The organism is Corynebacterium sp. UBA4397, from assembly GCF_002390965.1.
In the GTDB taxonomy this organism is placed as follows: Bacteria; Actinomycetota; Actinomycetes; order Mycobacteriales; family Mycobacteriaceae; genus Corynebacterium; species Corynebacterium flavescens.
The window spans coordinates 42918-55316 of the sequence record NZ_DGRD01000032.1 but is presented as its reverse complement, the minus strand read 5'-3'; the positions used below and the strand labels follow the sequence as shown (position 1 = coordinate 55316).

Sequence of the window (12399 nt, the reverse complement as noted above, 5' to 3'; positions counted from 1 at the left end):
TCCGCCCGGCTATCAAAGGCACCGTGGTGGGAAACTTCATGGAATGGTACGACTTCGGTATTTACGGTTATCTGACCGTCACCATGACCACCGTCTTCACCCAAGGCCTGCCCGAAGAGTGGCAGCTACTCGCGGTGATGTTCGGTTTCGCGGTCTCCTACCTCGTCCGCCCCATCGGCGGCCTGGTCTTAGGCCCACTCGGCGATAAAGTCGGACGCCAGAAAGTCCTCTATGTCACGATGGCCATGATGGCCATCTCCACCGCGCTCATCGGATTGCTGCCCACAGCCGCCTCAATAGGCGGTTGGGCGCTCATCCTACTTTATGTACTCAAGCTAGTCCAGGGCTTTTCCACCGGCGGCGAGTACGCCGGCGCCACCACTTACGTGGCAGAGTTCGCCCCAGATAAGCGCCGCGGTTTCTTCGGATCCTTCCTTGATATGGGTTCCTACCTCGGCTTCGCCGCCGGTGCCTCCGTCGTCGCCATCACCACGTGGCTGAGCACCCACTTCGCCGGCGAGACTGCCATGCACGACTTCGGCTGGCGCATCCCCTTCCTTACCGCCATCCCGCTGGGCATCATCGCCGTCTATCTGCGTACCCGCATTCCGGAAACGCCTTCCTTCGAGGACAACCAGTCCGAGGACGAAGAGAGCATTGAAAAGGACACCGAGGATCCCTACGCACGCTTGGGCCTCGTCGGCGTCATCCGCCACCACTGGCGTGCGCTGCTCATCGGAATTGCTATCGTGGCCGCGACCAATACCGCCGGCTACGCGCTGACCAGCTACATGCCGATCTACCTGGAGGAACAAATCGGCCTGCACGCCGCATCCGCGGCAGCCGTGACCGTGCCTGTCCTCGTTGCGATGTCCCTGTTGCTCCCCCTCGTTGGGCGCTGGAGCGACAAGGTCGGCCGCAAGCCCGTCTACGCCACCGCTGTGGGCGCCACCGTTGTTCTCATGGTCCCTGCATTTTTGATTATGAACACCGGCTCCATCGCTGCAGTGCTCATCGCACTGTGCATGGTGGCCATCCCCACCGGCCTGTATGTGGCGCAGTCTGCCTCTGCACTTCCGGCGCTCTTCCCCACCGCCTCGCGCTTTTCCGGCATGGGAATCTCCTACAACGTCTCCGTCTCGCTCTTCGGCGGCACCACCCCACTGGTCACCCAGTTCCTGCTGCAAAAGACCGGGCTGGACATTGTGCCGGCGCTCTACATCATGGTTTTCTCCGTACTTGCTGGTGTCGCTCTTCTGTTCATGAAGGAATCTTCACAGAAGCCGCTGATGGGGTCCTTCCCCACCGTCGAGTCCAAAAAGGAAGCCATCGAGATAGTCAAGGGCCAGGATGCCGATCCCAATATCGACACCACGCATATGCCTTTCTCGGAAACTATTGAGGACAACAGTGGCCCCGTTCTAACGCCTAAGGATTAGTAACACTATCAAGAATGCTCTGCATCTCTCGGTACTCAACTAGACTTCCCTCACCTGTTGCATTTATTGCAACCGGAGGCAATTTGACAATGATCTATGTGCAATAGGCTTCAAACCCTCATGCTCTACTACAACGGTTTATCTCAGATCTTAAAAGCCCGACTCCCACATTTAGCACTGGAGTCGGGCTTTGCCATTTGTCGATCCGCTTGCGGCTTAACTGACTCAACTATTTCTTGATCAGCGTGCAAGGCAGTCTATCTAAGGTAGAGAAAAAGCTTATGTAGCATCAGCCCTTATAAACATATGGCCGCCAACCGCCCAAAGCAGTGATGTCGGTGGCGTCTTCTAAAGCGGATGGTTGACAGGAAAAGCCAACGACTGTCTTACCATTGCTCAAAGTGACTAAACCGAGAGTCATCGGCGCAGGAAGATTGGATAGAAACTCGCCCAACTCGGCCTTCGAGATGAGCCATTCCTCACCTTTAATGGCGGCACCCCCTTCTTGCACAACGACAAGGCCCGGTTTCGGGGGAACTGTATTGAGAGCGTACAAACTGTAATTGTCAGTAGTCTCAATTTCTCCGATGAATGCCGCGCCATGTGCACGCATCTCAACATTGAGTGGTTGATCCCTCAAGTGTGCACCGAATACCGCAAGTGAGACTAGTTGCTGAGCATCCTCGCTCGTTGTGGTCATCCACGTTGCTTGATTCTCTTCTAGCCCAAGGAATCTACCTGCAATGTCATCTATCACACCATCCTCAAAAGTTGCAGCCAAGAGAGTTACCCCAAACTGGGCAGGGAGCTTACTTCCCAGCGTCCCTCCATCCGGAGCCTCCGAGGACGGCACCGCTATGGCGCAGAGATCGAAGAGGTTACAAAAATTGGTGTAAGTCCCCATGGCGGAGTTCACAGCTATGGGATCAGAAGCCACTGTTGAAATATCTGGGTGGAAAGGAGCAGTCGGAACCATAACAGCATCGACTCCTTCCCATTGTTCCAAAGCCTTCACTTTTTTGCGCTGCAGCTCCCTTTGGGCCCGCAAAACTTCTACTGCGGAGAACTTGCTACCGGATTCAACAATGGAAGCCACCACTGGATCGATGCCAACTGCATCTGGATCGTCGGCGTGTTCTGAGATAAAGGTTCCAACAGATTCTGTGCGCTCTGCGACGAGCGCCGATTCATAGAGCATTTTGGCGGCTTCGAGGCTAGGGGCAAGATCGATTGCCTTAGTCTCAAAACCTAGATCTGCTAGTCGCGATACCGCCCGCTCGAACTCCAACTTCCAGGTGTCAGAAAGTGCGGGAAGTTCCCTTGGAATGCCGATCACTGGATGCAAGGGCGCCGAGAGCTTGAGGTCCTTTGGACGCGTGCGCCGACCCGTCTTAGCCACTACTGCCGCAACCGCGCGCGCTTGCGGCAGATCCTTAGCGAATACAGTGATGGTGTCATAGCTAGCGCAAGCAGGAACGAGTCCGAGGCTAGAGATGGTTCCGAGAGTAGGCTTGATTCCGACGATTCCCTGCAACCCGGCTGGAACTCGTCCAGAACCAGCGGTATCGGTGCCCAGTGCTGCATCAACTAAATCAAAAGCCACCGAAACCGCCGAACCCGAGGATGATCCACCAGAAATTCTCTCCAGGACTCGGGAGTCGCTGACTGCTCCATAGGGAGAGCGCGTCCCCACCAGTCCGGTGGCGAACTGATCCAGGTTTGTGACGCCGATGATTACTGCGCCTTCTGCTCTTAGTGCAGCTACTGCCTCCGAGTCTTCGGCTGGACGGTAGCTAAACCCAGGACAAGCAGCCGTTGTGTCGAATCCAGCAACATCGATGTTGTTTTTGACAGCAATGAGCATTCCAGCTAGAGATCCCGCAGCATGAGAACTATAGGCCTTTTCAACTTCTTTCCGAGCTTCATCTTGACTAAGCAAATGAATAAAAATATTCTCACGTCCACCGGCACTGAGCTTCTCGTACAGCGCATCGACCTTGCTTAATGCTTCACGCTGGGAGCGCTGCCAGGTGGAGCTAAGAGTCTCAAAAGAAGTCACTTCTTCATTCCTATTCATTGATTGACAAGTGCTATTTAGGCACCGATTTTGACTGGGTATGGATGCTGCTTTTTCCAAGGGAAGGCCAACAGACCCAAACCAATTACCGCGATGATAGCGATGGGTCCCGCCCATTGCATGATGGGCAAGTCGCCAGATGGGTTATATATGTCCGCACGCGGCCATGAAAGGTTAAATACCATTGCTGCCCCGTACAAGACCGCCAGAATGTTGACGATGATGCCCCATTTCCCAAGATGGAACAGAGGCTTGCCATCTGCATCATGCATCCCCTTAGTACCCGTCCAGCCACGCAGCCTTTGGACTAGCAAAGGCCCCGTTACCAATAGATAAGCCAGATAGATCAAGATAATGCACACGCTAGTGATAGTTGAGAAGATGGCATCGTTTCCAACGTTGATAAGGAGCACCAAGATACAGCTCGCGCCGACGACAATCGATGGCCAAATGGGAGTTCCGGTGGTTGCGTTCACTGCAGAAAGCTGTGTGGAGAAAGGCAGGCGGTTATCGCGAGCCATCGAAAACATCAACCGAGAGGCGGCAGTCTGAATGGCCAAAGTACAAATAAGGATGGCAATTCCAACGTCAATCAGAAGTACCGTTCCCCACGGAGAACTCAAGACTGTATCAAGTACATAAGGAAGACCCTCGGTGGCCAGCCGCCCATCTGTCAATGAGGGTGCTGCCATCAGCGCACCAACGATTAATAGCCCGCCGCCTAAAGCGGACAGAGACAGCGCCTGTCTAATGGTCTTCGGAGCGACTGCGCGGGGGTTGCGGGTTTCCTCAGCTAATTCGCCGGCTGAGCCGAAGCCCACCATGACGTAGGCGGCCATGAGACCAGAAGTGATCCATGCCCAGATATAACCTTCTCCTGACGCAGGTTGCGCAGTTTCGAATACAACCTGCGGACCGCGTTGGGCGTGGGCGAAAAGAACTCCAATAATGGCGACTACACCAACAAGCTCGCATATAACTCCGAAAGTTGTGACATAGCTCATCCAGCGCACGCCGATACAGTTAATGATGGTGGTGATGACAATCAACACCGAACCCAGTAGGACTGCATTAGCAGCCCCAGAAGGGGATGTCAGAGTGGGATCGTCACCGATAATCTGAAAGCCCGACCATACGTTGGGTAAAACAACTTGCAATGCGATGGCGGCGGCGGAGGCTGTGACGATCTGTGCGAGAATCATGAACCAGCCGCCAAACCAACCTAGGACTTCTCCTCCCATGCGACGCGACCATTGATAAATGGCGCCGGAGACTGGGTACTTTGCAGCGAGTTCGGCGAAGCATAGCGCGACCATATACTGCCCTAAGAATACCGTCACCCAGGTCCAGAAAAAGGCTGGTCCACCGAATCCAAATCCAAGTCCGAAAAGCTGGAAGATAGTGGTAAGAATCGACACAAAACTAAAGCCTGCAGCAAAAGAAGCAAATCTTCCCAAGTTTCTATGCAGTTGTTGTTGATAGCCAAACTGGCTCAAATCATCGGAATCCGCTGAATTCAAAGTACTTGTTGGGGTTGGGGTACTTGATCCGGAAGGCACGGTGGCAGTCATTGACTCACTCTTCCCGCTAGTGGCTGATAGATTATGGCGGCGCGCAAAAGTGCAACCGTGAAATACCCTATCACAATTTCTATCAATCAATAGATAGAATGCATTACCTTCGCTATACTTACTCAAGTTCTGGCATTACATACCTAAGGAATTCAATGCGTGACCTCAGCAAAGAGCTTTCAGCACTTGCCAAACACTGCCGAGACTTGCGCGAACAAGGTGCTGCAGCCACCGCAGTTGCCGCAGATTGGTCCAGGCGAATTTGCGACTTTCTCGATCCAACCTTGGTCGCTACTGGCTCCCTTGGCAGAGGCGAAGGCATGCCCGGATCCGATGTGGATGTTTTAAGAATTCACCCTGGTGATACCCCAGGCCTGTCTTCGCTATATGCCGCTGGAATCCTCCAAGACAATCATGGTGTCACTGCTCAGAACTCCTTTCTCCCAAGTACAGAGAAACAATGGGAACGGAAAGCCCCTTTCTGGACCGATAACCCCCGAGAAGAGTTCGGCGTGGTGATGACCGGCCTGCTCGCTGACGCCGCCTCTCAACGCCTGCGCTCTGCCGCATTTGAAAACACACCTGACAGCCCTATGGTGGCCGAAATGCTGCGGGATAGTATTAACCGCCGCCCCCCAAGGATCTCTGGCATATTTCCCCGCCGTAGTTTCGACCTCAAGTCGGAGGCGCTCAATCCTTTGATCAAAATCGCCAGGTGGGGCGCCCTTTCAAGCGGCGCAGATTCTCACCCCCTGAGTACCCCGCACCGTCTACGCTCCATCCAGCCGCGGTTCCTTAGCGAAGCCCAATGTGAAGCCATGCAAAGAGCTTTTCACACGGTTTTTACGCTAAGACTCGATATTAGTTTCAACTTAATGAAAGAATCAGTCCTCGACCGCAGAGGAAATGTCATAGTCAAGAACCTCCCTGCAGAAACCCAGAAGGAACTAATAGCGGCGGTCGCTACGACTCGGTCGATCCAAAAAGCATTGGCCTATCTCCTTTCAACCTCATCATTCAGCCATGAGAAGTGATCATGCAATCCTTACTTCCTAACGCCGCCATTCAAGTCTTGCATTCTCAAGCCATCGAAGGCTGGAGCCCTGGGGACAAAGCAGATCGACTACTTGCACACCTAAGGAATCCCCAGCAACCCACCTCTCACTTCGTTCGATCTCTCATCAAGGACTTTGTCTCCTTCGACCGCTCTCTCGACTTGCAGCCACGATCTTGGTTTGCCCAAATGCTGAACCATCAGCCTTATCAACGCCGTGATTTCCCAGTTCTGTCCAATATCCCGGAGATCCGCTCAGTTTCCCTCCTTAGAGAATTGGAAGCACAGGTCAGTACAGCCCGGATGTGCCAGTTCCTCGAACACGATGTGGATTTAGACCCAAGCACTGCTCGATTTGATCGAGTTCATAACTTTATTTTCGGCGACATTTATGACTGGGCAGGTTGCCTGCGAACCGTAGATATTAGCAAATTCGGCACCCATTTCGCTCCTTTGACGCTAATCGACGAGCACCTTGCGACTGCAAAACACGCACTACGTCAGAGCACCATCAGCATTCCCCCAAAACGGGAAAAGATCGCCGAATTCTTGGCGCACTATATTTGGGCCCACCCTTATCGAGATGGAAATGGACGAACGGCCATGACAATCCTGCTGGCTCTCCACCCTGGTCTACGGCTCACTCAAGTCAGTGCCTCGCAATGGTATGCGGCGTCAGCAGCTTCACTACCAAAGTATAGTGAGATACCAAATCCACGACCTTGGCTCAAGGTCGTGGATTTGATTCTTCCTACTCTTAATGATCCTCTTCAACACTAACGAGAATCTGACCCTGCGAAACCAGCTCGCCGGCGCTGACATAAACCTCAGTCACCACACCATCGACAGGCGAGGTAACCACGGTCTCCATCTTCATAGCCTCCAGAGATAGCAGCTGGTCTCCCTTGGCCACTTTTTCTCCGGCCTCTACCGAAAACTGCCACACTGTCGAAGGTAACGGCGCGCTTACTCCGACGCAGCCCTCAGGTATGACAATCTCTTCGGTGGAGGCGACGACAGGCTCCTCAGCTGTGAAGTCGAACTCGCCAGACTCACGCCAGCGTTGCTTCTCCTCCTCGAAAGCTTGGTGCTGAACCTGGCGGAAGCTCTCAATTGACTCTTCATTGTCCTCGAGAAAAGCACGATATTCGGCGAAAGAGAAAGTCCCTTCAGCCACATCGCACGGTCCCCTGCCCGCTTCGGTCTCCGCACGCAGTCGCAAGAGCTCTTCAGCACTGACCGGATACCATTCAATTCGGTCAAAGAACCGCAGGGCCCACGGGGCATCGGCAAATAACCCGCCCGAGCGGAATCGATTCCATACCTGGGTGGTACGCCCAACGAACTGATAACCACCTGGGCCCTCCATGCCATAGATACACAGGTAAGCGCCGCCAATGCCGACTGCATTCTCCGGCGTCCAAGTGCGCGCTGGGTTGTACTTGGTGGTAACCAAGCGATGGCGTGGATCGAGCGGAGTTGCCACAGGTGCTCCGAGGTATACGTCGCCGAGCCCCAATACAAGGTAGGAGGCGTTAAAAACGATGTCGAAGACTTCATCGACAGATTCTAGTCCATTGACTCGCCGAATGAACTCGATGTTCCACGGACACCAAGGGGCGTCGTTTCGCACTCCGTTCATGTAACGCTCTATAGCCAAGCGGGTTTGTGGGTCGTCCCAAGAAAGCGGTAAGCGGACAGTACGCGAAGGAACCACCAGATCATCGGTCCCTGGTATTCCGGCCTCAATCTCTTTGAGGATTCCCACCAGCTCCGTGGGCAGGAGCTGTGCCGGATTTAAGTGAATCTGCAAAGACCGAATTCCGGGAGTCAAGTCAACAACTCCCTCAATCTTGCGTTCCTCGATCTTATTCATGAGCACCTGAACGCGCATCCGCAGGCCGATGTCTAAGACTAAGTCCCCATACTCCACCAAGAGATTGGTGTCTCCGCTACGGCGGAATACCACGCTAGGAGTATCACTTCGACCCGCTAGCTCCTCGATAATGCCATGATCACCGTCTCCGTCTGCGGTGATAGCCTCCGGAGTGGCAGCCAGAGCGCGCACTGCGGCAGCGTTCTTTTCCTTCACAGGAACAAACTTGAGGGTGTCTCCAGGCCGCAGCTGGCCGAGCTTCCACAGATCGCCGCTGGCCACGACTGCAGGGCACACGAAACCACCCAGACTAGGACCATCCGGGCCAAGGATAATCGGAGTGTCACCGGTAAAGTCCAAAGAACCAACTGCATAGGCATTATCGTGAATATTGGAGGGGTGTAGCCCTGCCTCTCCGCCATCGCTCCGGGCCCATTCCGGCTTTGGGCCGATAAGACGGACCCCAGTACGCGCCGAGTTGAGGTGAACTTCATACTCTGCAGAGTAAAGGGCGGCGATGTCCTCGGCGGTGAAAAACTCTGGCGCCTCATGTGGGCCTTCGGTGACAGCGATCAGCCAATTGTTGCTGATGGCTGGGAGATTATCAGTGTCTACGGCGATCCGTTCGCCGCCGGTTTTGGACCCACTTCGCAGGACATCCCCCGCAAGCAGCGCCCGACCTGCATGCCCGCCGAAGCGGCCAAGCGTAAACGTTGAGGCAGAACCAAGATACTCGGGTACATCAAAACCCCCAATTACTGCGAGGTATATGCGCAGACCTACATCTTTGGCCTGACCGATACTCAACTCCTGTCCTGCTTCAACCGTGATTGCCTGCCATTGTGGTACCAGCACCCCATCCAGGGTGCACAAGGCAGGGGCACCGGTAATCGCAACTTCGGTGGAATGAGTGAAGCGCAAAGTCGGGCCCGAGGCGGTGCATTCCAGGCCAGGTGCACCGGGGGCATTTCCTAGCAATTCATTAGCAGTCTGGAAAGAGAGCTCATCCATGGGGCCTGAAGGAGGAACGCCAATCTGCCAATAGCCTTTCCTGCCCGGATAATCCTGCACGGTGGTAAGCATTCCAGGAGATACGACCTCGATGCGCGGGTCAGGATCATAGGTTGTTGAGAGTGTCTTGGTGGAATGCTCCGCGGCGCGGAAGGTGGCGTCATGAGTCAGCGAGGTCAACAATCCAATGTTGGTAACCACACCGTCTATGCGGCTACTTGCCAATGCGCTGCCTAGCAAGTCTAGGGCCTCATCTCGGGTCGGTGCATAAGCAATGACTTTGGCCAGCATTGGATCATAAAAGAGCGAAACCTCTAGTCCAGTCTCGATCCAACCGTCGACTCGGATTCCCTCGATCTCCGGGGCGTTTTCTCCGGGAAGAACCACCTGAGTGACAAGACCGGGGCTCGGAGTACAGCCTAAAGCTGGATCTTCAGCATAGACGCGGGCTTCTACCGCAACTCCCTGCGGCTCCCAAGTCTTGGTAAACAACTCAGAACCCAGGTCATGACCCTGCGCCAACTCGATCATCATCGCAACGAGATCGACCCCATAGACTTCCTCGGTGACGGGGTGCTCCACCTGCAGACGCGTGTTCATCTCTAGGAAGTAAGCTTCTTTGCGATCTGGATCGTAGATAAACTCGGCGGTGCCGGCCGAACGGTAGTTCACCGAAGCTGCCAAGCTCTTCGCTGCCTCGTGAATTTGGTTGCGAACCGCATCACTGAGATGAGGAGCCGGAGCTTCCTCCATGACTTTCTGGTTGCGTCGCTGCAAGGAACAGTCACGGTCACCGATTGCGGCGACCTGACCTTTGCCATTTCCGAAGAGCTGCACTTCCACGTGCCGAGCTTGATTGACAAAGCGCTCCAAGAACACCCCGCCTGAACCGAAGTTTTGGGCAGCGACCCTTTCAACCCTCTCAAATGCATCAGCGACTTCCTCAAGGCTGAAACAGGCTTGCATGCCAATCCCGCCACCACCGGAACTGGCCTTGACCATCACCGGCAGACCGATTCGCTCTGCCTCGGCTACAGCTTCTTCGGAGGAGCTCAGCAGATCAGAGCCTGAAAGCAGCGGCACCCCAGCTTCTTGCGCAAGGTGGCGGGCGGTATGTTTGACACCGAATTTCTCAAGCTGCTCTGGGGTGGGTCCAATAAATGCCATTCCGGCATCTTCAACGCGACGTGCGAAATCAGCGTTTTCAGAAAGGAAACCGTATCCTGGGTGGATAGCTCCTGCCCCAGAAAGGCGCGCAGCATTGAGAACCTTATCGACGTCGAGGTAGGATTCCGAGGCCGAAGCAGGCCCCAAAAGGTAGGCTTCATCGGCTTCTCTGACATGGGGAGCAGCCGAATCAGCCTCTGAATAAACCGCAATGGTTCGAAGCCCGAGCGACTTTGCAGAAGCTATGATCCTGCGCGCTATTTCGCCACGATTGGCAATGAGAATGCTATCAAACATTTTTCTTAAGTCCTCTATGAAGTGGCAGGTCGCGTAATAATCATGCGCAACGGCGTGCAGTTAAAGTCATTACAAGGGTTATTCATCTGCGGGCAGTTGGAGACGATAACGAGAACATCCTGTTCTGCGCGCAGCGCTACTCGACGCCCTGGGCCCGACATGCCATCAACGATTCCCAGCGATCCATCGTCCTCGACCGGCACGTTCATGAACCAGTTAATATTGGAGACTAGATCTCGTGGCCCCAAGCCGTACTTTCGAGACTCGGCGAGAAAATTTTCCCGACAGGCGTGATCGTTATGAGTGTGATGACCATAGCGCAAGGTGTTGGATTCTTTACTGCAAGCTCCACCGATGGTGTCTTGCCGATCAACCTCATTGAGAACGACAGTCATCAAAGGATTCGCCAGGTTGGACTGGAGGACCGAACCTGTGCGCAAATAGACATTCGCTTGACCGCTCAATGTCTGCGGAACGCTGTACTTTTCATCCGTATCCTCTTTAGAAAACACGAGACAGTCTGCGGACTGGTTTCCTCCTACATCGACTATGGTGAGCACATCGCCCGCCCGGACAAAACCGGACCATGGGCCTCGGGGCTCAACGACCTCATCGCTGATGGTTTCTCCCGCAACTGCTGGCTCCGAATAATCAAGCTCGGTACCCGGCCGATACACTGCGCCGGGTTGAACATCAGAATGTACGTGATTGACAGTAGTCATTCTCTTTACAATCCTCTTTCCTGGATATAGCTGATGGTGTTGAGATACGCGCGATGACGTTCTGGGGAGACCTGGGCTACGGGAGAGTCAACTTCGGTAGCCTCTGAGCGCCACGCGTGAATGCGCAAGGGCCCATTGACATAATCAGGCCGTGGATCCAGCGGGTGTGGGGAGTTAGCTATCAAAATAATCAGCGGCATCTCGACAATTAAGTCGACCGTCTTCCCCGCTCCTGCCGATCCCGTGAACTCCAAGCGTCCATCTTCTTCCACGTGAACACCCTTGAAGAAAGAGGCACTGGGGGCAATGTCACGTGCGTTAAGCCCATGCTTGACCGCTGCTTGTTCAAAGAGGGTCTGCCCAGACGGGAACACGCTATAGATAACGCTATTTCCATACTTTTCCTGGGTTTGCGCATCCGACATGAAGCCGCACAGGCTGTCATGGTGCTCAGACGTATCTGCAGCGATGGTGGCGAGGACTCGTCCATCACCAGAGAGTAATGGATGCCCTTCGGTCAGGTACGCCTGCCATGGAATTTTTACCGTATCTGCCGCGTTGAAGCGCTCCCAAGGTTCAAGGGCATTAAAAAGTAGGACGTGTGCGCAAGCTTCTCCAGTAACGTCCTCGAATCTAATCCGAGTACCACGAGCTAGTACCTTGTGGGTATATCCACCTGGGGATACCGATTCTGCCCAAACCAGCCGCCCCGGATCTACGTCTTCAGGAACGAAAGGGCTACTAGAAGCCGGAACGTAAGGTTGAAACTCAGAAGTCTTCACTCCTTGTGCGCGAGCATCATCTCGAGCACTGGAGACGGTAGCCGTGGCATGGTTCTCACGCTCCTTTGCGTGATCTTGTACCTTTGTGGACGAAGTGGCCATAAGTCCTGAATCCTTCTCGAGAATAGGGTTAATGCCACCCTGGAGGTCAAGAATGGTGCTTGCCTCTAGCGAAAAGCATTTCTAATGGTTGACCAATATTAATTTAGCACCATCTATTTCTTCGTTCAAGAAAGCTCTTTATCGTGGAGAGCATTGAATCATTTTGAGTGCTCAGGACTTATTTATTAAGTAGAGAATCCTCGGGTAGGAACTCCCAAGGGCCACAATCTACGTATCTAAAAGCAGTGTTTCAAGGTGCTGACATGCTCAGCGCAGTCACAATCTGTTGACCGACTTGGCA

The 12399-nt window shown here is 54.0% G+C and carries 8 protein-coding genes; 3 read left to right on the top strand and 5 right to left on the bottom strand.

The window, feature by feature from the left end; translation table 11 throughout:
• The first annotated feature begins 38 nt into the window (after window positions 1-38).
• Window positions 39-1439, top strand: a complete 1401-nt coding sequence (locus B2696_RS07455) for an MFS transporter (RefSeq protein ID WP_376778855.1) — start codon at window positions 39-41, stop codon at window positions 1437-1439.
• 289 nt (window positions 1440-1728) lie between these two features.
• Here B2696_RS07455 and atzF read toward each other — a convergent pair whose 3' ends face one another.
• Both atzF and B2696_RS07445 read right to left on the bottom strand, forming a co-directional pair.
• Window positions 1729-3498 (bottom strand): allophanate hydrolase, encoded by a 1770-nt coding sequence (gene atzF, locus B2696_RS07450; RefSeq protein WP_286954805.1) that lies wholly within the window; start codon window positions 3496-3498, stop codon window positions 1729-1731.
• A 35-nt stretch (window positions 3499-3533) separates the two neighbouring features.
• Window positions 3534-5087 carry an amino acid permease gene (locus tag B2696_RS07445; protein WP_286954803.1) on the bottom strand — a complete coding sequence of 518 codons (1554 nt, stop codon included), beginning with the start codon at window positions 5085-5087 and terminating at the stop codon, window positions 3534-3536.
• 155 nt (window positions 5088-5242) lie between these two features.
• Between B2696_RS07445 and B2696_RS07440 the strand changes: the two genes are divergently transcribed.
• Complete coding sequence (locus B2696_RS07440) at window positions 5243-6121, top strand: putative nucleotidyltransferase substrate binding domain-containing protein (RefSeq protein WP_286954801.1); 879 nt, start codon at window positions 5243-5245, stop codon at window positions 6119-6121.
• Between the two features lie 2 nt (window positions 6122-6123).
• Entirely contained in the window at window positions 6124-6921 is a 798-nt protein-coding gene (locus B2696_RS07435; protein ID WP_286954799.1) for a Fic/DOC family protein, read from the top strand.
• Here B2696_RS07435 and uca read toward each other — a convergent pair.
• The 3 genes from uca to B2696_RS07420 are packed head-to-tail and all read right to left on the bottom strand — an operon-like array spanning window position 6899 to window position 12098.
• Window positions 6899-10492, bottom strand: coding sequence for an urea carboxylase (gene uca, locus B2696_RS07430; RefSeq protein WP_286954797.1), 3594 nt, complete (start codon window positions 10490-10492; stop codon window positions 6899-6901). The genes B2696_RS07435 and uca overlap by 23 nt on opposite strands.
• Window positions 10493-10506: 14 nt before the next feature.
• On the bottom strand, window positions 10507-11214 hold the full coding sequence (locus B2696_RS07425) for an urea amidolyase associated protein UAAP2 (protein ID WP_286954795.1): 708 nt from the start codon (window positions 11212-11214) through the stop codon (window positions 10507-10509).
• 5 nt (window positions 11215-11219) lie between these two features.
• Complete coding sequence (locus tag B2696_RS07420; protein ID WP_286954793.1) at window positions 11220-12098, bottom strand: urea amidolyase associated protein UAAP1; 879 nt, start codon at window positions 12096-12098, stop codon at window positions 11220-11222.
• Window positions 12099-12399 lie beyond the last annotated feature (301 nt).